The 22,513-nt window shown below is 72.3% G+C and carries 22 protein-coding genes; 17 read left to right on the plus strand and 5 right to left on the minus strand.

Going from position 1 to position 22,513, the window contains the following annotated elements; genetic code table 11:
- Positions 1 to 73: 73 nt before the first annotated feature.
- The gene (locus tag ACQP12_RS03710; protein ID WP_433285020.1) at positions 74 to 1,150 is read right to left on the minus strand and encodes a LacI family DNA-binding transcriptional regulator; all 1,077 of its coding nucleotides are present in this window, start codon (positions 1,148 to 1,150) and stop codon (positions 74 to 76) included.
- Positions 1,151 to 1,348: 198 nt separating this feature from the next.
- Between ACQP12_RS03710 and ACQP12_RS03715 the strand changes: the two genes are divergently transcribed.
- From ACQP12_RS03715 to ACQP12_RS03730, 4 genes are all read left to right on the plus strand, one after another.
- On the plus strand, positions 1,349 to 2,599 hold the full coding sequence (locus tag ACQP12_RS03715; RefSeq protein WP_357940809.1) for a sugar ABC transporter substrate-binding protein: 1,251 nt from the start codon (positions 1,349 to 1,351) through the stop codon (positions 2,597 to 2,599).
- Complete coding sequence (locus ACQP12_RS03720) at positions 2,599 to 4,239, plus strand: ABC transporter permease subunit (RefSeq protein WP_357940811.1); 1,641 nt, start codon at positions 2,599 to 2,601, stop codon at positions 4,237 to 4,239. The genes ACQP12_RS03715 and ACQP12_RS03720 overlap by 1 nt, the downstream gene beginning before the upstream one ends.
- Positions 4,236 to 5,135, plus strand: coding sequence for a sugar ABC transporter permease (locus ACQP12_RS03725; protein WP_433285023.1), 900 nt, complete (start codon positions 4,236 to 4,238; stop codon positions 5,133 to 5,135). Before ACQP12_RS03720 ends, ACQP12_RS03725 begins: the two co-directional genes overlap by 4 nt.
- Before the next feature lie 140 nt (positions 5,136 to 5,275).
- A complete protein-coding gene (locus ACQP12_RS03730) occupies positions 5,276 to 7,090 on the plus strand; it encodes a glycoside hydrolase family 13 protein (protein WP_433285025.1) in 1,815 nt (604 codons plus the stop codon).
- A 38-nt stretch (positions 7,091 to 7,128) separates the two neighbouring features.
- Here the strand turns inward: ACQP12_RS03730 and ACQP12_RS03735 are convergent, their stop codons facing one another.
- Complete coding sequence (locus tag ACQP12_RS03735; protein WP_433285027.1) at positions 7,129 to 7,728, minus strand: TetR/AcrR family transcriptional regulator; 600 nt, start codon at positions 7,726 to 7,728, stop codon at positions 7,129 to 7,131.
- Between the two features lie 98 nt (positions 7,729 to 7,826).
- Between ACQP12_RS03735 and ACQP12_RS03740 the strand changes: the two genes are divergently transcribed.
- The 9 genes from ACQP12_RS03740 (at position 7,827) to ACQP12_RS03780 (ending at position 17,899) form a co-directional block, all read left to right on the plus strand.
- Complete coding sequence (locus tag ACQP12_RS03740) at positions 7,827 to 8,834, plus strand: hypothetical protein (RefSeq protein WP_433285029.1); 1,008 nt, start codon at positions 7,827 to 7,829, stop codon at positions 8,832 to 8,834.
- A 57-nt stretch (positions 8,835 to 8,891) separates the two neighbouring features.
- Positions 8,892 to 9,233 carry a hypothetical protein gene (locus ACQP12_RS03745; protein ID WP_357940821.1) on the plus strand — a complete coding sequence of 114 codons (342 nt, stop codon included), beginning with the start codon at positions 8,892 to 8,894 and terminating at the stop codon, positions 9,231 to 9,233.
- 277 nt (positions 9,234 to 9,510) lie between these two features.
- A complete protein-coding gene (locus ACQP12_RS03750) occupies positions 9,511 to 10,581 on the plus strand; it encodes a BMP family lipoprotein (protein WP_357941067.1) in 1,071 nt (356 codons plus the stop codon).
- A gap of 280 nt (positions 10,582 to 10,861) precedes the next feature.
- Positions 10,862 to 12,343, plus strand: a complete 1,482-nt coding sequence (locus ACQP12_RS03755) for an ABC transporter ATP-binding protein (RefSeq protein WP_433285031.1) — start codon at positions 10,862 to 10,864, stop codon at positions 12,341 to 12,343.
- The gene (locus tag ACQP12_RS03760; protein ID WP_433285033.1) at positions 12,340 to 13,698 is read left to right on the plus strand and encodes an ABC transporter permease; all 1,359 of its coding nucleotides are present in this window, start codon (positions 12,340 to 12,342) and stop codon (positions 13,696 to 13,698) included. Before ACQP12_RS03755 ends, ACQP12_RS03760 begins: the two co-directional genes overlap by 4 nt.
- Positions 13,699 to 13,700: 2 nt before the next feature.
- Positions 13,701 to 14,981 (plus strand): ABC transporter permease, encoded by a 1,281-nt coding sequence (locus ACQP12_RS03765; protein WP_357940825.1) that lies wholly within the window; start codon positions 13,701 to 13,703, stop codon positions 14,979 to 14,981.
- A gap of 105 nt (positions 14,982 to 15,086) precedes the next feature.
- A complete protein-coding gene (locus tag ACQP12_RS03770; RefSeq protein ID WP_355054178.1) occupies positions 15,087 to 15,794 on the plus strand; it encodes a cytidine deaminase in 708 nt (235 codons plus the stop codon).
- 41 nt (positions 15,795 to 15,835) lie between these two features.
- The gene (locus ACQP12_RS03775; RefSeq protein ID WP_357940827.1) at positions 15,836 to 17,116 is read left to right on the plus strand and encodes a thymidine phosphorylase; all 1,281 of its coding nucleotides are present in this window, start codon (positions 15,836 to 15,838) and stop codon (positions 17,114 to 17,116) included.
- 102 nt (positions 17,117 to 17,218) lie between these two features.
- On the plus strand, positions 17,219 to 17,899 hold the full coding sequence (locus ACQP12_RS03780; RefSeq protein ID WP_355053754.1) for a DUF4272 domain-containing protein: 681 nt from the start codon (positions 17,219 to 17,221) through the stop codon (positions 17,897 to 17,899).
- A gap of 3 nt (positions 17,900 to 17,902) precedes the next feature.
- Here ACQP12_RS03780 and ACQP12_RS03785 read toward each other — a convergent pair whose 3' ends face one another.
- Together ACQP12_RS03785 and ACQP12_RS03790 are read right to left on the minus strand one after the other, a co-directional pair.
- Entirely contained in the window at positions 17,903 to 18,826 is a 924-nt protein-coding gene (locus tag ACQP12_RS03785) for a putative RNA methyltransferase (RefSeq protein WP_433285036.1), read from the minus strand.
- Between the two features lies 1 nt (position 18,827).
- On the minus strand, positions 18,828 to 19,304 hold the full coding sequence (locus tag ACQP12_RS03790; protein WP_357940831.1) for a MarR family winged helix-turn-helix transcriptional regulator: 477 nt from the start codon (positions 19,302 to 19,304) through the stop codon (positions 18,828 to 18,830).
- A gap of 57 nt (positions 19,305 to 19,361) precedes the next feature.
- On the opposite strand from ACQP12_RS03790, the gene ACQP12_RS03795 reads away from it, so the two are divergent.
- From ACQP12_RS03795 to ACQP12_RS03810, 4 genes are read left to right on the plus strand one after another with little or no spacing between them, the layout of a single operon-like run.
- Complete coding sequence (locus ACQP12_RS03795; RefSeq protein ID WP_433285039.1) at positions 19,362 to 19,991, plus strand: YczE/YyaS/YitT family protein; 630 nt, start codon at positions 19,362 to 19,364, stop codon at positions 19,989 to 19,991.
- On the plus strand, positions 19,979 to 20,548 hold the full coding sequence (locus tag ACQP12_RS03800; RefSeq protein ID WP_433285041.1) for an NADPH-dependent FMN reductase: 570 nt from the start codon (positions 19,979 to 19,981) through the stop codon (positions 20,546 to 20,548). Before ACQP12_RS03795 ends, ACQP12_RS03800 begins: the two co-directional genes overlap by 13 nt.
- Positions 20,545 to 20,958 (plus strand): PPOX class F420-dependent oxidoreductase, encoded by a 414-nt coding sequence (locus ACQP12_RS03805; protein WP_357940837.1) that lies wholly within the window; start codon positions 20,545 to 20,547, stop codon positions 20,956 to 20,958. Before ACQP12_RS03800 ends, ACQP12_RS03805 begins: the two co-directional genes overlap by 4 nt.
- 51 nt (positions 20,959 to 21,009) lie before the next feature.
- On the plus strand, positions 21,010 to 22,083 hold the full coding sequence (locus tag ACQP12_RS03810; RefSeq protein WP_393020048.1) for an adenosine deaminase: 1,074 nt from the start codon (positions 21,010 to 21,012) through the stop codon (positions 22,081 to 22,083).
- On the opposite strand, the gene ACQP12_RS03815 is transcribed toward ACQP12_RS03810, so the two are convergent.
- The gene (locus tag ACQP12_RS03815; RefSeq protein ID WP_357940841.1) at positions 22,084 to 22,497 is read right to left on the minus strand and encodes a hypothetical protein; all 414 of its coding nucleotides are present in this window, start codon (positions 22,495 to 22,497) and stop codon (positions 22,084 to 22,086) included. It abuts the gene before it with no gap.
- Positions 22,498 to 22,513 lie beyond the last annotated feature (16 nt).

The following is a 22,513-nucleotide window of genomic DNA, read 5'->3' on the forward strand; positions in this document are numbered from 1 at the left end:
GGCGTCTGAGCAGAATGCCGCCCGAGCGCTGCAAGAGTCAAGCATTCCTTGCGCAAGAACTGACGGCAAGCGGTCAGGCGGGGACGGCCAGGGTGGGATCGACCGAGGAGGGGCGCTGGCGGTTCGGGCCGCCGGCCGGACGGGCCACCGCGGTCGAGCCCCGCACCACCAGCTCCGGGCGGAACAGGTACTCGGAGTTCGGAGCGGCGTGCCCGTTGATCTCGTCGACCAGGGCGCGGACGGCGGCCACCGCCATGGCGGCGACCGGCTGGCGCATGGTGGTCAGCGGCGGGTCGGTGAAGGCCATCAGCGGGGAGTCGTCGTAGCCGACCACCGACACGTCGGCGGGGACGCTGAGACCGCGCTGCCGGGCGGCCCGGATCGCACCCAGCGCCATGAGATCCGAGCCGCAGACCAGACCGGTCACGCCGCGCTCGATGAGCCGGCCCGCGGCGGCCTCGCCGCCCTCGACACCGAACAGGGAGAGCTCGGCCAGCTCGCCGACCTCCGCCTCGGTCGTGCCGACCAGCCGGGTCATCGCGGCGCGGAAGCCGGCCACCCGGCGCTGCACCGGCACGAAGCGGTCCGGGCCGGTGATCAGGCCGATCCGCCGGTGGCCGAGCGCCACGAGGTGCGCGACGGCCAGCTCGGTGGCCTCGCCGTCGTCGCACGAGACGAAGGGCGCCGCGATGCCGGGCGCGTACCCGTTGATCATGACGATCGGCAGCGGGCGGGCGATCAGCGCGCGGTACCGGTCGTGGTTGGCGGCGGTGTCGGCGTGCAGGCCGGAGACGAAGACGATCCCGGAGACCTGCCGGTCGAGCAGCATCTCGACGTACTCGTCCTCGGTGACCCCGCCGGGGGTCTGCGTGCAGAGCACCGGGGTGAACCCGCTCTGCGCCAGCGTCGACTCGATGACCTGGGCGAAGGCCGGGAAGATCGGGTTGTCCAGCTCGGGCACGACGAGGCCGACCAGCCCGGCGCTGCGCTTGCGCAGCCGGGCGGGGCGCTCGTAGCCGAGCACGTCGAGGGCGGTGAGGACGGCCTGCCGGGTCTCGGGGGCCACTCCGGGGCGGTCGTTGAGCACCCGCGACACCGTGGCCTCGCTGACTTCGGCCTGTTGGGCGATGTCGGACAGTCGAGCGCGCATGGCGGCACTTTAGCTCACGAGCAAGTTCTTGCGTACGCTCCTGCAAGCCCTTCCATTCTCTGCAACCTCTTGCTAACGTCCCCGCAACATGCGAGAGCAGCGGCGCAGCATCCCCGCGCCGGTCAGCAAGAAATTTCCGAGGTTCCCACTGGCGGGCCGCCCTTCCCCCGGCAGGCCGCCATGACGACAGGAGTACCGATGCGCATCCGTACCGCGGGTGTGGTCGCTGTCCTCGGCCTGGCGCTCGCCGCGTCCGGCTGCGGCGGCAGCGACAGCGACAAGCCGGCCGCCAAGGAGTCCGCCAAGGCCACCGGTGGCAAGCTGGTCATCTGGGCCGACGACAAGCGGACCGCGGCTTTGAAGCCGTTCGCCGAGGAGTTCGGCAAGGAGAACGGCGTGACCGTCGAGGTCCAGGCCGTCTCCAAGGACCTGCAGACCAACTTCGTCACCGCCTCGCAGCAGGGCAGCGGTCCGGACGTCGTGGTCGGCGCGCACGACTGGATCGGCAACCTGGTCCAGAACGGCGCCATCGACCCGGTGCAGCTCGCCGCCGAGCAGAAGAGCGCGTTCAACGAGACCGCCGTCAAGGCCGTCACCTTCAACGGCCAGCTCTACGGCGTCCCCTACGCCACCGAGAACGTCGCGCTGATCCGCAACACCGAGCTGGCCCCCGAGGCGCCGAAGACGATAGAGGACCTGGTCGCCGCCGGCAAGAAGCTCAAGGCCGAGAAGAAGGCCAGCGAGATCCTCTGCCTCCAGTCCGGCCAGAACGGCGACGCGTACCACATCTACCCGCTGTACACCTCGGGCGGCGGCTACCTGTTCGGCACCGCGGCCAACGGCGACTACGACCCGAAGGACCTGGGCGTGGGCAAGCCGGAGTCGATCGCGGCCTTCCAGAAGATCGCGAAGCTCGGTGAGAAGGGCGACGGCGCGCTGAAGCGCTCCATCACCGGCGAGAACTCCATCGCCACCTTCACCGGCAAGAAGTGCGCCTTCCTGGTCTCCGGCCCGTGGGCCATCGCGGACGCCAAGAAGGCCAACATCAAGTACGACATCTCCCCGGTCCCCGGCTTCGCCGGTGGCAAGGAGGCCCAGCCGTTCGTGGGCGTCCAGGCGTTCTACGTCGCCGCCAAGGGCAAGAACAAGGCCCTGGCCCAGGAGTTCGTCACCAACTACGTGACGAAGCCCGAGCTGGCCGTCGCGCTGTACAAGGCCGAGCCGCGCCCGCCGGCGCTGACCGCCGCCTTCGACCAGGTCAAGGGCGAGGACCCGGACCTGGCCAAGTTCTCCGAGGCCGGCAAGAACGGCCAGGTGCTCCCGGCGATCCCGGCCATGGCCGCGATCTGGGACCCGTTCGGCAAGGCGGAGGCCGCCATCATCGGTGGCGCCGACCCGGCCAAGACGATCACCGCCGCGGGCAAGACCATCGCGGGTCAGATCAAGTAATGAGCACGTCGCTGTCCGGCCCGGGGTCTGCTGAGCAGGCCCCGGGCCGGGAGCCCGTTCGCCGCGGGCTCCCGCGCACGTCCCGTACCGCGCGGAACCACGCGCCGATCACCGCGACCGGCCTCGTCGTCAAGGTGGTCCTGCTCGGCCTGGTGGCCGGGATCGCGATCTGGGCGGCGTTCCCGCTCGTCGAGGCCGAGCACTGGGTCGGGCTGGGCATCCTCGCCGCCACCACCGCGGGCCTGTTCTACCTCTACCTCGGTCGCCGCCACATCCCGGCCAAGTACCTGGTCCCCGGCACGCTCTTCCTCATCGCCTTCCAGGTCTTCCCGGTGCTCTACACGGCGAGCACCGCGTTCACGAACTTCGGCGACGGCCACCGCGGCAGCAAGGACGACGCGATCGTCGCCATCCAGACCTCCTCGGTGCAGCAGGTCCCCGGCTCCACCGAGTACTCGCTCTCCATCGCCACGAAGGGCGACCCGGCCACCGGCGCGCTGGTGTTCCTGCTCAGCGACCCGAAGACCAGGGAGGTCTTCGCGGGCGACGCGGGCGGGCTGCGCAAGCTCGACGCCGGTGACGTCACGGTCAGCCCGACCGGCAAGATCACCGAGGCCGCCGGCTACACCGTGCTCAACTTCGGTCAGGCCAGCGGCCGCAGCAAGGACATCACCGACCTGGTGGTGCCGACCGCCGGTGGCGCGGTCCGCTCCAACGGCCTGTCCCGCGCCTACGAGGGCAAGGCCGTGCGGGCGTACGACGCGGGCTGCGACTGCGTCAAGGACAGCGAGACCGGCAGGACCTGGACCGCCGACCCGGCGAACGGCTCCTTCGTCGCCTCCGACGGGGAGCGGCTCGCCCAGGGCTGGAAGGTCAACGTCGGGCTGAAGAACTTCACCCGGGTGCTCACCGACCCGGACATCTCCAGGCCGTTCTTCGGCACGCTGCTGTGGAACTTCGCCTTCGCGATCGGCTCGACCGGGCTCACCTTCCTGCTCGGCATGGCCATCGCGCTCGCCCTGCACTCGCCCCGGATGCGCGGCACCAACCTCTACCGGGTCCTGCTGATCCTGCCGTACGCCATGCCGTCGTTCGCCATGCTGCTGGTCTGGCGGGACATGTTCAACACTGACTTCGGCCTGATCAACAACCTGTTCGGGCTGGACATCGACTGGTTCGGCGGCACCTGGTCGGCGCGGATCGCGGTGCTGCTCGTGCAGCTCTGGCTCGGCTATCCGTACATGTTCCTGGTCGCCACCGGCGCGCTCCAGGCGATCCCGCGCGAGCTGACCGAGGCCACCTCGGTCGACGGCGCCAGCCCGTGGCAGTCGTTCCGCGCGGTCACCCTGCCGCTGCTGCTGGTCGCGCTCTCGCCGCTGCTCATCGCCTCGTTCGCGTACAACTTCAACAACGTCAACGCGATCCTGTTCACCACGGAGGGCGGGCCGTTCGCGCCGGACAACCCGACCAACGGCGCCACCGACCTGCTCATCACCTACACCTACCGGCTGGCCTTCGGCGCGCAGGGCGCCGAGTACGGGCTGGCCACCACGGTCTCGATCTTCATCTTCGCGATCGTGGCGATCGTGGCGGCGATCAGCTTCTCGCGGACCCGCAAGCAGGAGGAGGTCTACTCGTGACCACCTTGTCGGACGCCGCCGTCGCCAACCGGGCCGGGACGGGGAGGTCGAAGGGACGCTGGTTCGCCCAGGTGGGCTGGCGGCACGTGGTCGGGGTGCTGGCCGTGGCGTTCAGCCTCTTCCCGATCCTGTTCGTGATCTCCGCGGCGCTCAACCCGCTCGGCACGCTCTCGTCGACGGAGCTGCTGCCGACCGGGGCGTCCCTGGAGAACTTCACGAACCTGTTCCAGAAGACGCCGTTCGCCCACTGGTTCCTCAACTCGCTGCTGCTCGCCGGCGTGGCCAGCTTCGCGTCGATCTTCCTGTCGGCGCTGGCGGCGTACGCGTTCTCCCGGATGCGGTTCGCCGGTCGCCGGGTCGGGCTGCTCGCGCTGCTGCTGATCCAGATGTTCCCGCAGTTCCTGGCCATCGTGGCGATCTTCCTGATCTTCACGACGGTCACCGGCCTGTGGCCGGCGATCGGCTTCAACACCCCGTGGGGCCTGTTCCTGCTCTACATGGGCACCGCGCTCGGTGCGAACACCTGGCTCATGAAGGGCTTCTTCGACACCCTGCCGAAGGAGCTGGACGAGTCGGCGACCATGGACGGCGCCTCGCACGCCCAGGTCTTCTTCCGGATCATGCTGCCGCTGGTGGCGCCGATCCTGGCGGTGACCGGGCTGCTCGCCTTCATCGGCTCGATCAACGAGTTCATCATCGCCAACGTGTTCCTCACCGAGCCGAACTCGAAGACCCTGGCGGTCGGGATGTTCGGCATGGTGGCCGGCGAGCGCAACAACAACTTCGGGATGTTCGCGGCGGGCACCCTGCTCACCGCCATCCCCACGGTGCTGGTGTTCCAACTGCTCCAGCGCTACATCGTCTCCGGCCTGACCGCCGGAGCCGTCAAAGGCTGAGCCTCCTCGGCTCACGCTGCGGCAAGGGCGTCGTGTCGACGTACACCGGAGCGGTTTCCGGGCGGACCGCCGCGGTCGGGTGACCGGCCGCGGCGGGTGCCCGCCCACTCCCCGTCCGCACCGACGCGAAGGGCATGCCCATGTCTTCTCTCCAGCCGCACCACGACGGATCCGCCACCTACGTCCCCGAGCAGGAGCCCGCCCTCGGGCAGACCGTCCCGGTCTTCGTCCGGGTGCCGGCCGGCGCCGACGTCCGCCAGGTGCACGTCCGGACCACCGGCGACGGCGAGCCGCGCTTCGCCGAGGCGGTGGTCGACCGCACCGAGGGTGGTGACGTGTGGTGGCGGGCCGACGTCGAGGTGCGCAACCCGGTCAGCAACTACCGGTTCCTGCTCGACGGCCCGGCGGGCGCCCGCTGGCTGAACGCGGCCGGTTCCGTCGACCACGACGTGCCGGACAGCGGCGACTTCAAGCTGGTCAGCTACGCGCCGCCGCCGGCCTGGGCCCGGGACGCGGTGATCTACCAGATCTTCCCGGACCGGTTCGCCCGCTCGGCCGCCGCGGCCGGCCGCACGGCGCCGGACTGGGCGATCCCGTGCGACTGGGACACCCCGGTGATCGGGCGCGGTCCCGAGACGCCCCGCCAGTTCTACGGCGGCGACCTCGACGGGATCACCGAGCGCCTCGACCACCTGGACCGGCTCGGGGTGAACACCGTCTACCTCACGCCGATCTTCCCTGCCCGCTCCAACCACCGGTACGACGCGGCCAGCTTCGACACCGTCGACCCGCTGCTCGGCGGGGACGCCGCCCTGGCCCGGCTGGCCGACGCGGTGCACGCCCGGGGCTGGCGGCTGCTCGGCGACATCACCAGCAACCACACCGGCGACGCCCACCACTGGTTCACGGCCGCCGTCTCCGACGTGCACGCGCCCGAGCGGGAGCTGTACTACTTCGACCTGGCGGGGTCGGACTACGAGTCGTGGAACGGGGTCAAGTCGCTGCCGAAGCTCAACTGGGGCAGCGCCGAGCTGCGCCGCCGCTTCGCCACCGCCGAGGACTCCCTGCTGCGCCGCTGGCTGCGCCCGCCGTACGCGCTGGACGGCTGGCGGGTGGACGTGGCGAACATGACCGGCCGGCGGGGCGCGGACGCGTACACCCACGAGGTGGCCCGGCTGCTGCGCGAGGTGGTGGCCGACACCCGGGCCGACGCTCTGCTGCTCGCCGAGCACGGCCACGACCACACCGGTGACCTGGACCGGGACGGCTGGCACGGCACCATGAACTACGTCGGCTTCACCGACCCGGTCTGGTCCTGGCTGCGGCGGGGCGACGGCACGCTGCCGAACTTCCTCGGCACCCCGGGCGGGGTGCGGCGGCGGGACGCGGGAGCGGTGCTGGCCACCATGAACGCCTACCGGTCGCTGATCTCGTGGCGGTCGTACACGCACTCGTGGCAGCTGCTCGGCTCGCACGACTCGGCCCGGATCCGCACCGTGGTCGGCGACGCGGCCCGGCAGGAGGTGGCCGCCGGCCTGCTCGCCACCATGCCCGGCACCCCGGTGGTCTTCGCGGGCGACGAGCTGGGCCTGACCGGCGCCAACGGGGAGGGGTCGCGTACCCCGATGCCGTGGCACCGGCCGGAGAGCTGGGACCGGCGGACCTTCGACGCGTACCGGTCGCTGCTGGCGCTGCGCCGCGACGAGCCGGCGCTGCGGCACGGCGGCCTGCGCTGGGTGCACGCCGACGCGGACATGCTGGTCTTCCTCCGCGAGGCGCCGGCCGGCACGGTGCTCGTGCTGGCCCGCCGGGCGGCCGGCACCCCGGTCCGGCTGACCGGCCTGCCGCCCGGCGAGAACGTGTACGGCGGCGCCCCGGCGCTGCGCCCGGACGCTGACGGCGCGGTCACCCTCCCCGCCGACGGCCCCACCTTCCAGGTCTGGCGCCTCGCCTGAAGCCGGAGGAGGGGCCTTCCTGGCGAAGGGGGCCCCTCCTAACCGCGGTTGGCGGCGAGGAGGGCGCGGACTCCGGCCAGATAGGTGTGCCGGTCCGGGGAGCCGGTCAGGATGCGCTGCAGGATGTAGCCGGGGACCAGGCCGAACAGGGCCGCGCCGACCGCCTCGGGGTCGGCGTCCGCGGGCAGCTCGCCGGCCGCCTGGGCGCGCCGGGCCAGGGTGGTGAAGTGGGTGCGGAAACTCGCGTACGTCCGGCCGACGAACTCGGCGAGCGCCGGGTCCCGCTGCGCCTCGCCCCACACCTGGATGGCCAGCGGCAGCACGCCGTCGGGCTCGGACTGCCCGTCGACGTAGGTGAGGGCCCGGTGCAGCGCGTCGACCAGCGGCAGCGGCGGGTCGGCCTCGGCCAGTTCGGCGAAGAGCCCCTCGGCGCCGCCGATCACCGACTGGGCGATCGCGGTGATCAGGTCGTTCTTGCTCGGGAAGTAGCGGTAGACCGCGCCGACCGAGAGCCCGGCCTCCCTGATCACGTCCTGCATCGAGGTGTTGTGGAAGCCGTCGCGCCGGAAGCAGCGCCGGGCCGCGTCGAGGATCTGCTGGCGGCGGGCCGCGAGGTGTTCGTCCGATACGCGTGGCACGACCCACAGTGTAAAGCGAACGTTCGTTCTTGACGGCGGGCCGTCCGGCGGCGCACTCTCAGGTCAAGAGAACGAACGTTCGTTTTAAGGAGGCGGGAATGTCCGCTCACCCGACCCGGATTCGCTCGCCGTGGCTGCTCGCCGCGCTGCTCGCCAGCCTGGCGGTGGTGGTGCAGGCGCTGCTCGTACCCCTCTTCGCGGCGCCGGCCGCCCACCTGGCGCCGCGTGACCTGCCGATCGCGGTCGCCGGGCCGGCGCCCGCGGCCGCCGAACTGGCCGCCCGGCTCGCCGCGGCCCGCCCGGGTGGCTTCGCCGTCGCCACGCTGCCGGACGCGGCGGCCGCCGACCGGGCCCTGCGCGACCGGGAGGCGTACGCCGCCTTCGTGGTCGGCCCGGACGGCGTCGCCCTGCACACCGCCCCAGCCGCGAGCCCGACCGTGGCCGCACTGCTCACCGAGGCCGCCGCGCAGCTCTCCGCCGGCCGCCCCGTGCCGGTGGTGCAGGTCGTGCCGGCCGACCCGGACGACCCCCGCGGGGCCGGCTTCGCCGCCGGGTTCCTGCCGCTGGCGCTGACCGGCATGCTGGCCGGGGCGCTGCTCACCGTGCTGGTCGCCCGGCGGGCGGCGCGGCTGGCCGGCCTGCTCGGCTTCGCGGTCCTGGCCGGCCTCGTGGGCGCCGCGGTGCTGCACGGCTGGCTCGGCGTCCTCGACGGCGACCTGTGGCGGGAGGCGGGCGCCATCGGACTGTTCGCCCTGGCCGCGGCGGGCACCGTGGCGGGCCTCGGCGCGCTGCTCGGCGCTCCCGGGATCGGGCTCGGCGCGCTGCTCGTCTTCCTGGTCGGCAACCCGCTCTCCGCGGTGGGCGCCGCGCCCGAGCTGCTGCCGCAGCCCTGGGGCGCGATCGGGCAGTACCTGCCGGTCGGAGCGGGCGCCACGTTGCTGCGCTCGGCCGCGTTCTTTGACGGGGCGGGCGCCGGCCGGCCGGTGGCCGTGCTGGCCGGCTACGCCCTGGTCGGCCTCGCCCTGGTCCTCGTCGGCCGCCGTCCCGCGCGGGTCGGCGCGGGCGGCCCGGCACCGGAGCGGCGGCCCGCCGAGGTCACGGTATGACGGCACCTCGGCGGGCCGGCTACTACAAGTCGTCGTTGATGGGGGAGGATGTCTGGCGTGGAAGCTCTCCGACTGATCCTTCTCTACGTCCATCTGATCGGGTTCGCGTTGCTGCTGGGCGGCTCGATCGCCCAGTACGTCAGCGGCCGGTTGCGCATCAACGCGGCCATGCTCTGGGGCTCGGTGATCGGGCTGCTGACCGGAATCGGTCTCGCCGCCCCGCTGCGTGACGGTGACGAGCCGGCGCCCGCCAAACTTGTTACCAAGTTGGTGCTCGCGCTGCTGATCTTTGTCATGGTCTTCTTCTCCCGTAAGCGGGAGTCCGTGAACCGCGGGCACTTCCTTGCGATCGTCGGGTTGACGCTGGTCAACGCGGCGGTGGCGGTCTTCTGGCGTTAGCCCTCCGGCACAGCGGGAAGACCACGGAAAACGGACGTTCGCGACACCTCTCCGGAGGGCCGTCGGCACGAAAGGTGATGTGCCCCACGCATCGGTTACGTAGGGGTAACGACCGTTCAACAGTCGTGCACGATTGTCGGCCGGTGGGTGGGCGCGGGCGTACGCTCCCGTCCGTAACGTGGGACGCCGGCGGCACACCGCAGGCCGGCGCAAGGGCTGCCACCGCGCACGACGCGGTGTGCAATGGGAAGGAGACGTCTTGCGCTCTGTGCGTGGGATGCGGATCGCCTCCGCCATCGTGGCGGGTGGCCTCGTACTGGGCGCCGCCGCATGTGGTGAGGCTCCCAAGGACGACAAGAACGCCGGCGGCAACGGCGGCAAGAAGTTCAGCGCCTGCATGGTGACCGACGTGGGCGGCATCGATGACAAGTCCTTCAACACCTCGGCCTGGAAGGGCCTGCAGGAGGCGAAGAAGGAGAACGACAACATCGACATCAAGAACGTCCAGTCGAAGGCCGAGGCGGACTACGAGGTCAACCTGACCGGGTTCGTCAACCAGAAGTGCGACTTCATCCTGGCCGTCGGTGGCCTGATGCAGGACGCCACCAAGAAGGCCGCCACGGCGAACCCGAACCAGCAGTTCGGCATCGTGGACGCGAACCCGGGCGTCGGCAACGTCTACCCGATGCAGTTCGACACCGCGCAGGCCGCCTTCCAGGCCGGTTACCTCGCCGCCGGGATGAGCAAGTCCGGCAAGGTCGGCACCTACGGTGGCCTCCCGATCCCGCCGGTCACCATCTTCATGGACGGCTTCGCCGACGGTGTGGCGTACTACAACAAGGCCAAGAGCAAGAACGTCCAGGTCATCGGCTGGGACAAGGCCACCCAGAAGGGCTCCTTCACCAACGACTTCGTCAAGCAGGACGAGGGCAAGAAGGTCTCCGACGCGCTGGTCGCCCAGGGCGCGGACATCATCATGCCGGTCGCCGGCGGCGCCGGCCTCGGCACCACCGCCGCGGCGCAGGCCTCGGGCGGCAAGTACTCGGTCGTCTGGGTGGACGTCGACGGCTGCGAGAGCACCCCGAACTGCCCGGCGCTCGTCACCACGGTCGTCAAGAACATCCCGGACGCCGTCAAGGACGCCGTGCTGAAGGCCGCCACCGGCGAGAAGCTCCAGGCTCAGCCGGGCTTCGTCGGCACCCTGGCCAACAACGGCGTCTCGATCGCCCCGTACCACGACTTCGACAGCAAGGTCCCCGCTGACCTGAAGGCCGAGGTCGACAAGATCAAGGCGGACATCGCCGCCGGCACCATCAAGGTCACCTCGAAGGCCCAGCCGACCAAGTGACCGCTCCGCCGGCCGCCGCGGTGAGATCATCGGCAGCGGGGGCCGGCGGGCACCAGGTTTGACGATCCGGCCGCCTCGGCGCACGCGGGAAACAGCCCGCGCGACGCCGGGGCGGCCGGTCACCTTGATCCCCCTCTGACCCCACCCGGCGCGGTGGCGGCGCGGCAGCCGCTACGCTGCACCATCGCTCGCACTCCAGGAGGTTGCGCTGAGACTCGAACTGCGCGGCATCACCAAGCGGTTCGGTGATCTGGTCGCCAACGACCACATCGACCTGACGGTGGAGCCTGGAGAGATCCACGCCCTGCTCGGCGAGAACGGCGCCGGCAAGTCGACCCTGATGAACGTGCTGTACGGGCTGTACCAGCCCGACGAGGGCGAGATCCTGGTCGACGGCAAGCCGCTGAAGCTGAAGGGCCCGTCCGACGCGATCGCCGCCGGGATCGGCATGGTGCACCAGCACTTCATGCTGGTGCCGGTCTTCACCGTGGCCGAGAACGTGATGCTCGGCGCGGAACAGACCAAGGGGAGCTTCACCGGCTTCCTCGACCGGCGGCGGGCCCGGCGCGAGGTCGCCGAGGTCTCCGAGCGGTACAACCTCCGGGTCGACCCGGACGCGGTGATCGAGGACCTGCCGGTCGGCATCCAGCAGCGGGTGGAGATCGTCAAGGCCCTCACCCGCGACGTCGACCTGCTCATCCTCGACGAGCCGACCGCCGTGCTGACCCCGCAGGAGACCGAGGAACTGCTCACGGTCATGCGGTCGCTCAAGGAGGCCGGCAAGTCGATCGTGTTCATCACCCACAAGCTGGGCGAGGTCAAGGCGATCGCCGACCGGATCACGGTGATCCGGCGCGGGAAGACGGTCGGCACCGCCGAGCCGAGCGCCAGCCGCGACGAGCTGGCCGCGCTCATGGTGGGCCGCAGCGTCCGGCTGACCGTGGACAAGAAGCCGGCCCAGCCGGGCAAGCCGATGCTCCAGGTCGCCGGCCTTGTCGTCGACGACGACCGGCAGGTACGCGCGGTCGACGGCGTGGACCTGACCGTGCACGCCGGTGAGGTGCTCGGCATCGCGGGCGTGCAGGGCAACGGGCAGACCGAACTGATCGAGGCGATCATGGGGCTGCGCCCGGTGCTCGCCGGCTCGATCACCCTGGACGGCCAGGCCGTGCACGGCTGGACCACCAAGAAGGTGCTCCGCGCCGGCGTCGGCTACGTCCCGGAGGACCGCAGCGTCGACGGCCTGGTCAAGGAGTTCTCCGTCGCGGAGAACCTGGTGCTGGACATCTACGACCAGCCGCCCTTCGGCAAGGGCCTCTCGCTCAAGCCGGACGCCATCGCCAGGTCGGCGAAGGAGCGGATCGAGCAGTTCGACGTCCGCACCTCCTCGGCCGACGCGGCGGTCGGCACCCTCTCCGGCGGCAACCAGCAGAAGGTGATCGTGGCCCGGGAGCTGTCCCGGCCGCTGAAGCTCTTCATCGCCGCCCAGCCCACCCGGGGCGTGGATGTCGGCTCGATCGAGTTCATCCACAGCCGGGTCATCCGCGAGCGGGACATCGGCACCGCCGTCATGGTGGTCTCCAGCGAACTGGACGAGGTGATCGGCCTGGCCGACCGGATCGCGGTGATGTACCGCGGCCGGATCATCGGCGTGGTCGGCCCGGACACCCCCCGCGAGGAGATCGGCCTGCTGATGGCCGGCATCACGCCGGACACCGCCACCCCGACCGCTGACGGCCCTGGCAACGAGGACGAGGCATGACCAACCCAGACCCGGTGTCGGGCTCCCCCGACAAGGAGCCGGCGACCGAGGCGCAGGAGGCTCGGCAGGAGGCCCGGGCCACGCCGCCCGCGCCCGCCGGCGACACCGAGCGGGCGGTGCCCGCCACCGCGACGAAGCAGCCCTCGGCCGGTGAGCCCCGCCCCACGCTGGGCCGGCTCTTCCTGGACAACCTCTGGGCGGCCAACACGGTCACCGTGACCGTGCTCGCGGTGCTGCTCGCCATGCTGGTCGGCGCGGTGCTGATCATCGTCTCCGACCCGGAGGTGCTGGCCACCTACGGCTACATCACGGCCCGGCCGGCGGACGCGTTCAACGCCAGCTGGACCGTGGTCAGCGAGGCGTACGCGAACCTGTTCAAGGGCGCGATCTTCGACCCGGACGCGGTCGGCTTCACCGCCGCGATGGGCCCGATCTCGGAGACGCTCACCTACACGGCGCCGCTGGTCTTCACCGGCTTGGCGGTCGCGCTCGCCTTCCGCGGCGGCCTGTTCAACATCGGCGCCCAGGGCCAGGCCACCGTCGGTGTCATCCTGGCCGCCCTCGCCGGCTTCGCGCTGCCGCTGCCGCCCGGGGTGCACCTGCTCGTCGCGCTGATCGCCGGCGCGCTCGGCGGCGCGCTCTGGGGCTTCATCCCGGGCATCCTCAAGGCGCGCACCGGCGCCCACGAGGTGATCAACACGATCATGCTCAACTACGTAGCGGTCTACTTCCTGTCCTGGATCATCATCCAGAGCGGGGTGCAGAACCCGAACCGGTCGGACGCGATCAGCAAGCCGGTCGAGTCCTCCGCCCAACTGCCCCGGCTGCTCGGCGCCGACCTGCGGGTTCACGCCGGCATCCTGGTCGCGGTGCTCGCCACCTGGTTCATCGCCTGGCTGCTGAACCGCTCGACGCTCGGCTTCGAGCTGCGCGCGGTCGGCGAGAACCCGGACGCCGCCCGGACCGCCGGCATCAGCGTGACCAAGACGTACGTGCTGGTCATGGTGATCTCGGGTCTGCTGGCCGGGCTCGGCGGGTCGAACATGGTGCTCGGCTCGACCGCGAACGCGCTGACCCCGCTGGTGATCGCGCAGATCGGCTTCGACGGCATCCTGGTCGCCCTGCTCGGCCGGGTGAAGCCGTGGGGCGTACTGCTGGCCGCGCTGCTGTTCGGCGCGCTCCAGGCCGGCGGCAACCGGATGCAGTCCTACTCCGGGATCTCGCTGGAGCTGGTCACCGTGCTCCAGGCGCTCATCGTCATCTTCATCGCCGCGCCGGCCATGGTGAAGGCGATCTTCCAGCTCCGGGCGGCCCGCGCGGCCCGCCTGCAGACGAGCCTCGCGAAGGGCTGGTGAGCATGTCCACCACCGCTGTCCCCGAGGTCGCCGTGACCGCGGTCGACGAGGGCTTCTGGACGCGCGCCCGCAAGGCCGGAGCCGTCCTGCTGGGGCTGGGCGTGCTCGCCACCGTGCTGTTCGGCGCGCTCGCCACCGGCCAGCAGGCCCGCTTCACGCTCAGCGAGACCGAGGGCGGCGCCGCCCTGGAGATCAACGGCACGGTCGGCGCGATCCTCTTCGGCATCATCGCCGCCGCGGCCGGGGCCGCCCTGCTCGCCGGGGTGCCGAAGCGCTGGTTCACCCTGGTGCTCGGCGTCGGGCTGGTCGCCTTCGTGCTGAGCTTCCTGTGCTGGCAGGTCTCCGCCGCCCCCGAGGGCCGCAACTTCATGCCGCTGGTCAACGTCGTACGGGGCACGTTCATCCTGGCCCTGCCGCTGATCTTCGGCGCCCTGGCCGGCGTGCTCTGCGAGCGCTCCGGCGTGGTGAACGTGGCGATCGAGGGCCAGTTGCTGATGGGCGCCTTCTCCGGCGCGCTGTTCGGCAGCATCTCCGGCAGCGTCTGGGTGGGCCTGGTCGCCGCCGCGATCGGCGGCGCGCTGATCTCGCTGCTGCTGGCCGTCTTCGCCATCCGCTACCTGGTCGACCAGGTGGTCATGGGCATCGTGCTCAACCTGCTGGCGGTCGGCGTCACCGGCTTCCTCTACGAGCGGCTCATGCAGACCGACGCGACGAAGTACAACAGCGCGCCGCGGTTCAGCAACTGGGAGATCCCGCTGCTCAAGGACATCCCGCTGATCGGTCCGGCGCTGTTCCGGGGCAACATCTTCCTCTACGTCGGCCTGCTGCTGGTGCTGGTCATCCACATCGCGCTGTTCCGTACCCGGTGGGGCCTGCGGACCCGGTCGGTGGGTGAGCACCCGACGGCCGCCGACACGGTCGGCGTGAAGGTGCTGCGACTGCGCTACCGCAACGTGATCATGGCCGGGCTGGTGGCCGGTGTCGGTGGCGCCTCGTACACGCTGGCGCTCTACTCGTTCACCAAGAACATGATCGGCGGTAAGGGCTTCATCGCCCTGGCCGCGCTGATCTTCGGCCGGTGGAGCCCGACCGGCGCGCTGCTCGCCGCGCTCTTCTTCGGGTTCGCCGACCAGCTCGCCACCTACCTGGGCGCGATCGGCAGCAGCATCCCGAGCCAGTTCCTCGCGATGCTGCCCTACCTGGCGACGATCCTGGCGGTGGCCGGGCTGGTCGGCAAGGTCCGGGCGCCGGCCGCCGACGGCAAGCCGTACATCAAGGGCTGACCGCCCGCGACGCAGCGTGCCCGGCGGGGTTGGACCCGCCGGGCACGGTCGTCTCCGGCCGCCACCGCGACCGATCAGCGTGAATTGGGCAGAATGGGAGTCGTGATGGAGATCGACTGGGAGCGGCTGCGGGCCGCCGCCACCGAGGTCATGCGGCACGCGTACGTGCCCTACTCGAAGTTTCCCGTCGGGGCGGCCGCCCTGGTCGACGACGGCCGGGTGGTGGTCGGCTGCAACGTGGAGAACGCCGCGTACGGCGTGGTCCTCTGCGCCGAGTGCGGCGTGGTCTCCTCGCTGCACGCCACCGGCGGCGGCCGGATCGTGGCGCTGTCCTGCGTCGACGCCACCGGCGAGCCGCTCATGCCGTGCGGGCGGTGCCGGCAGCTGCTGTGGGAGAACGGCGGCCCGGAGTGCCTCATCGAGGCGAAGGGCGGCACGCTGCGGATGGCCGAGCTGCTGCCGCACGCGTTCGGCGTGGAGGACCTGGAGGCGGTGACCGGCGAGACGCCGGTGCCGGTGGTCCCGGAGCGGCTGGCCGCCTGGCGGGGGCGGGGCACGGTCTTCGTGCACCCGGACCTCTCCGCCGGGCAGCAGGTCTGGACGGCGTACTGGGAGCGGTCGGCCGGGGACACCGAGGGCGCCGAGACCGGCGTGCTGGAGGAGGGCCCGACCTGGGACGACCCGGCGGAGGCGATCACCTGGGGGCTGGCCCGGACGCCGCGCGTCGTCGTGGTGGACGCGTCGGGCACCATCTTCTGGGCCGGCGAGGGCGAGCCGCCCCTGGAGATCCCGATCCGCTGGTCCCCGGCCTGAGCCGCGGCACCGCTTCTGGAACGACGAGGAAAGATCATCTGATGAGTGCATTCACGGCGGTTGACGTCATCCGGGCCAAGCGGGACGGGGGCGTGCTGAGCGACGGCCAGATCGACTGGGTGGTCGACGCGTACACCCGGGGGTTGGTGGCCGACGAGCAGATGTCGGCGCTGGCCATGGCGATCCTGCTGCGCGGCATGACCGCGCCGGAGATCGCCCGGTGGACCGCCGCGATGATCGCCAGCGGCGAGCGGCTGGACCTGTCGCCGGTGGCCCGACCGACCGTGGACAAGCACTCGACCGGCGGCGTCGGCGACAAGATCACCCTGCCGCTCACCCCGCTGGTCGCGGCCTGCGGCGCGGCTGTGCCGCAGCTCAGCGGCCGGGGCCTCGGCCACACCGGCGGCACCCTGGACAAGCTGGAGTCGATCCCCGGCTGGCGGGCCGCGCTGAGCAACGACGAGTTCATCGCCCAGCTGCGCGACGTCGGCGCGGTGATCTGCGCGGCCGGCGACGGGCTGGCCCCGGCGGACCGCAAGCTGTACGCGCTGCGCGACGTCACCGGCACCGTCGAGGCCATCCCGCTGATCGCCAGCTCCATCATGAGCAAGAAGATCGCCGAGGGGACCGGGGCCCTGGTGCTCGACGTGAAGGTGGGCTCCGGCGCCTTCATGAAGAACGTCGACGACGCCCGGGAGCTGGCCCGGACCATGGTGGAGCTGGGCGGGGCGCACGGGGTGCGCACGGTCGCCCTGCTCACCGACATGTCCACCCCGCTGGGCCTGGCCATCGGCAACGCGGTCGAGGTGACCGAGTCGGTCGAGGTGCTGGCCGGCGGCGGCCCGGCCGACGTGGTGGAGCTGACCCTGGCGCTGGCCCGGGAGATGCTGGCCGCGGCCGGCCTGCCGGACGCCGACCCCGAGGCGGCGCTGCGCGACGGCCGGGCCATGGACTCCTGGCGCACGATGATCCGGGCGCAGGGCGGCGACCCGGACGCCCCGATGCCCACGGCCCGCGAGGTCGAGGTCGTCACCGCGACCGACGACGGCTACGTCGCCGGGATCGACGCGTACGCCATGGGTGTGGCCGCCTGGCGGCTCGGCGCCGGCCGGGCCCGCAAGGAGGACCCGGTGAGCATCCCGGCGGGCGTGGTGCTGCACAAGCGCCCCGGCGACCGGGTGCGCGTCGGCGAGCCCCTGTACGAGCTGCGCGCCGAGCACGCCGAGCGGATCCCGGCGGCGCTGGCCGAGGCGGAGCGGGCGGTCCGGATCGCACCGGACGCGCCCGCCGCGACGCCGCTGGTGATCGAGCGGATCGGCTGATCCTTCCCGGTCATGGTGCGGCGCCGACCGAGCCGCTATTGTCGCAGGCCAAGGGGGGACCGACCGGCGATGAGCCGTTGCGAGCAGACAGGGACCTGAGCCGTGCGCGTACCCGCCCCCGATCCCCGGGCCGTTCGTGAGGCGAGCCTCGACGAGCTGTCCCGGCTGGGCCTTCCGCTGCCGCCCCCACAGTTCCCGTTGGTGTGGGAGCCGGGGGACGAGATCGAGCTGCGCCCCACTCCGGAGATCGAGGCGCGGATCGCGGTGCTCCACGTGATCCTGGCCCGCTGCTTCGGGATGCCGGCGCAGGCGGCGATGAGCTGGCTGCTGGAGTCGCACCTGGTCGAGATGGTGACCCCGCCGGAGTGGCAGTTCGTGATGGGGGGCAAGGGCGACCACCGGTCGTTCGTGCTGCACCACGACGCGCTCTTCTCGCTGGCCTGGGTGCTCGGGCTGGCCAAGGAGCTGGACCCGACGGTGCCGGTGGACGAGCGGCTGGTCGAGCGGATGCCGAACCTGGTCACCGGGGAGAACTTCGGCCAGTGGCGGGCCCGGATCCTGGCCGCCCCGCAGCACCCGGCCGACGCGGCCGCCCTGCTCGACCTGCACTACTGCCTGGACTGGGCGTACCTGGAGGTGGAGGAGGCCGGCCGGGCCCTGCCCGGGCTCGTGGACGCCAACGCCATCGGCCAGCGCCGGTGGGCGCTGGAGTGGGCGGTGGTGCTGCGCGGGCCGTACCACGACGAGCCGCCGGGCTGGGAAGAGGTCGACCTGTCCACCTGAGCGTCAGCGCGGCCGGTGCACGCCGAGCCGCACGGCGAGGGTGACCGGCACCGGCTCGGGCAGCGCGGCGATCCGCTCGGCGAGCCGGGCCGGGTCGGCGTGCCAGGCGCTCGGACCCATCCCGACCAGCGTGGCCACCTCGCCGCGGCTCAGCTCCAGCCGGGCCCGGTGCTCGGTGGCCGACTCCTCGGCGAAGTGGGCGCTCAGGCTGCCGGCGACCCGGTCGGCCTTGGCCGGGTCCACCCGGAGCAGGTCGAGCGCGTCGACCAGTTCGGCGAGGTGGTCCGCGGTCGGGGTGACCACCAGCAGCGCGCCCGCCGGGTCGAGCACCCGGTGGAACTCGGCGCCGTTGCGCGGCGCGAAGACGTTCAGCAGCACCGTCGCGGAGCGGTCGGCCAGGGGCAGCCGCTGCCAGGTGTCGGCCAGCGCCGCGGCCGCGCGCGGATGGGCCCGGGCCGCCCGGCGCAGCGCCGGCTTGGCGACGTCGAGGGCCAGGCCGACCGCGTCCGGCAGCGCCGCCAGCACCGCCGCGAGGTACCAGCCGGTGCCGGCTCCGGCGTCCACCACCAGGGGGTACGCCTCGTCGGCGCCGTCGCTGCCGGCCGGGTCCGCGGCGGGCGGGGCATCCTCCGCGCCCTCCACGACCCGCGCCGCGCCGTACACGATCCGCTTGGCCGTGTCGGCGAGCGCGGCGGCCACGGTGGCGTAGTGGCCGGCGGCCAGGAAGTCGGCGCGGGCGGCGACCATCTCGGCGCTGTCCCCGGTGTGCGGGGCGCGGCCGGCGAGCAGGTTCACGTACCCCTGCCGGGCGATGTCGAAGCTGTGCCGGCGCGGGCAGCGCAGCGCCCGGGCGGTGCCGGCGGCGGTCTCGGCCAGCGGCTCGCCGCAGACCGGGCAGCGCAGTCGGGCCAGGATGCGCTGGTCCACGTCAGCCCTCCGCCGCGGTCGGGCGGCCGGACAGGCGGTCGACCACCCGCTGGGTCAGGGCACCCAGCGCGTCGATCTCCTCGGGGGTCAGCAGGTCGATGAGGTGCCGGCGGACCGCGGCGACGTGGCCCGGGGCGGCGGCCCCGATGGCGGCCCGGCCGGCCGGGGTCAACACCACGATGGAGCCGCGGCCGTCCGAGGGGTGCTCCTCCCGGGTGACCAGGCCGCGCTGCTGCATCCGGGCCAGGTGGTGGGAGAGCCGGCTGCGCGACCAGAGCATCCGGTCGGCCAACTCGCTGAGCCGCAGCCGCTGGTCGGGCGTCTCGGAGAGGTCGGAGAGGACGTCGTAGTCCGGCTCGGAGAGGCCGGCGTCCTGCATCAGATCCCGGGCCAGTTCCAGATCGAGCAGGCGGCGCATTCGGCGATAGCCGCGCCAGGCCCGGTTTTCCCGCTCGTCCAACCACCGTGGTGCGTCCATGCGCCGAGCCTAACCGACTTGTTGACATGTCACCAAGCTCGCCCTAAGGTGGATGACATGTCAACCACATTGCCCACGCGGCTGGTGCGGCTCCTGGCCGGCCTGTTCCTCTTCGGCGCCAGCGTGGCGCTGATGGTCCGGGCGGATCTCGGCCTGTCCTCCTGGGACGTGCTGCACCAGGGCCTCGCCGACCGGACCGGCCTGCCGCTCGGGTGGGTCGTCAACGGCGTGGCGCTGCTGGTCCTGCTGCTCTGGTTTCCGCTGCGCCAGCGGCCGGGCGTGGGAACAGTCGCCAACGTGGCGCTGGTCGGCCTGGCGCTCGACGCGGTCCTGGCGGTGCTGCCGCCGCTGTCCGCGCTTCCCGCCCGGATCGGCCTGCTGGTCCTCGGCGTGCTGCTCAACGGGGTGGCCACCGGCCTCTACCTCGGCGCCCGCCTCGGGCCCGGGCCCCGTGACGGCCTGATGACCGGCCTCGCCGCGCGCGGCCTGCCCGTCGGCCGCGTCCGCACCCTGATCGAGCTGGTGGTGCTGGCCCTCGGCTGGCTGCTCGGCGGCACGGCCGGTCCCGGCACCCTGCTGTACGCCCTGGCCATCGGGCCGCTCGCCCAGTTCCTCATCCCCCGACTCGCCGTGCCGGCCCCCGGCCGGCCCGCCCCGACAGGAGTGACCTCGCCATGCCCCGCCTGAACGTGATCGTCGCCAGCACCCGACCCGGCCGGGTGGGCCGCCGCCTCGGCGACTGGTTCGCCGAGACGGCCGTCCGCCACGGCGCCTTCGACGAGGTGCGCCTCGTGGACCTCGCCGAGGTCGGGCTGCCGTTCCACGACGAGCCGCACCACCCGTCGGAGGGCGTCTACCTGCACGAGCACACCCGGTCGTGGAGCGAGACCACCGCCGCCGCCGATGCCTTCGTGCTGGTGATGCCGGAGTACAACTACGGCTTCAGCGCGCCGCTGAAGAACGCGATCGACTACCTCTACCACGAGTGGCGGCACAAGCCGGTGGGCTTCGTCAGCTACGGCATGACCTCCGGCGGCCTGCGGGCGGTCCAGATGATCAAGCAGGTGGTGACGACGTTGAACATGGTGCCGGTCAACGAGGCGGTGGCGATCTTCCTGCGGCAGTCGCTGGACGAGGCCGGCGGGCTGCGACCGGATCCGGGCCGGGAGGCGGCCGCGGACCAGATGCTCGACCAGCTGGCCCGGCTGGCCGTCGCGCTCGCGCCGCTGCGGGTGCCGGCGTGACCGCCCGGCTCTGGGAGCTGTTCGGCGAGCGGGGACGCGGGACGCTGGTGACCCTGCGCCGGGACGGCCGGCCGCAGCTCTCCAACGTCGACTACCTGGCCGAGCCGGGGCTGATCCGCTGCTCCACGACCGGCGATCGGGCGAAGGTGCGCAACCTGCGGCGCGATCCGCGGGCCAGCTTCCACGTCAGCACCGCCGACGGCGGGGCGTACGCGGTGGCCGAGGGGCGGGTGGACATCACCCCGCCGGCCGCGGCGGCCGACGACGCCACGGTCGAGGAACTGGTCGAGGTCTACCGGCGGATCCGGGGCGAGCACCCGGACTGGGCGGACTACCGGGCGGCCATGGTGGCCGACGGCCGGCTGGTGCTCCGGCTCACGGTCGAGCGGGTGTACGGCTGGCGGCCCTGAGCCGGCCCGGTCCGGTGCCGCTTTCCGACGGTCGGTGACTAGGGTCGGTGCATGGCAATCTCGTACGAGGACATCGTCAAGGTCCCGAAGGCGCTGCTGCACGACCACCTCGACGGCGGTCTGCGGCCCGCGACGATCGTCGAGCTGGCCGCCGAGGCCGGCCACGAGCTGCCCACCAGCGACCCGGAGGCGCTGGGCCGCTGGTTCGCCGAGGCGGCGAACTCCGGTTCGCTGGAGCGCTACCTGGAGACCTTCGCGCACACCGTGGCGGTCATGCAGACCGGGCCCGCGCTGCGCCGGGTGGCCCGCGAGTGCGCGCTCGACCTGGCCGCCGACGGGGTGGTCTACGCCGAGGTCCGGTTCGCCCCCGAGCAGCACCTGGAGCAGAACCTGACCCTGGACGAGGTGGTCGACGCGGTGGTCACCGGTTTCCGGGAGGGCAGCGCCCTGGCCGCCGAGGCGGGCACCCCGATCCGGGTCGGGACGCTGCTCACCGCGATGCGGCACGCGGCCCGCTCGCAGGAGATCGCCGAGCTGGCCGTGCGGCACCGGGACACCGGGGTGGTCGGCTTCGACATCGCCGGGGCGGAGGCCGGATTCCCGCCCACCCGGCACCTGGACGCCTTCGAGTACCTCCAGCGGGAGAACTTCCACTTCACCATCCACGCCGGAGAGGCGTTCGGGCTGCCGTCGATCTGGCAGGCGATCCAGTGGTGCGGCGCGGACCGGCTCGGGCACGGCGTCCGGATCGTCGACGACATCACGCCCGGGAACCCGCCGGTGCTGGGCCGGCTCGCCGCGTACGTGCGGGACAAGCGGATCCCGCTGGAGCTGTGCCCCTCCTCCAACGTGCAGACCGGGGCCGCCGCGTCGATCGCCGACCACCCGATCGGGCTGCTGCGCGACCTGCGCTTCCGGGTGACGGTCAACACCGACAACCGGCTGATGAGCGGCACCTCGATGTCCCGCGAGATGGCCCTGCTGGTGGACGCCTTCGGCTACGGCTGGAAGGAACTCCAGTGGTTCACCATCAACGCGATGAAGAGCGCCTTCATCCCGTTCGACGAGCGGCTGAAGATCATCGACGAGGTGATCAAGCCGGCGTACGCCAAGCTGATCGGCTGATCACGGCTGCCGCGGGTGGCCGGCGAGCAGGGCGGCCACCCGCCGCAGCACCTGCCCGGCCCGGGCCGCCTCGGCGCCCAGCCCGGTCTGCCGGCGCAGCACCGCCGGCTCCGCCCGCAGCAACGCCACCCCGCGCCGGATCAGCACGCGGGGCGCCTTGCGCTGTTCGGCCAGATCGCGGGCGAGCCGGCGGACGAAGGTGGCCCCGCGGGGGCGGCGCAGCGCGTACGCCCCGGCGAGCAGGCCCCGGCGGCGGCACTCCGCGACGATCTCGGCGGCGAAGATCCCTTCGGCGACGAAAAGTGGCGATCCGTCGACGTCGAATGGCCGGGTGGCCACCCGGCGGTCCGCGCCGATCGCATAAACCGGCACTTCGGCCTTGCCGTCCCGGGCCAGTCGGGCGATTGTGTCCACCGCTGTGTCCGCATCC

Source organism: Micromonospora sp. CA-244673 (assembly GCF_050948395.1).
In the GTDB taxonomy this organism is placed as follows: Bacteria; Actinomycetota; Actinomycetes; order Mycobacteriales; family Micromonosporaceae; genus Micromonospora.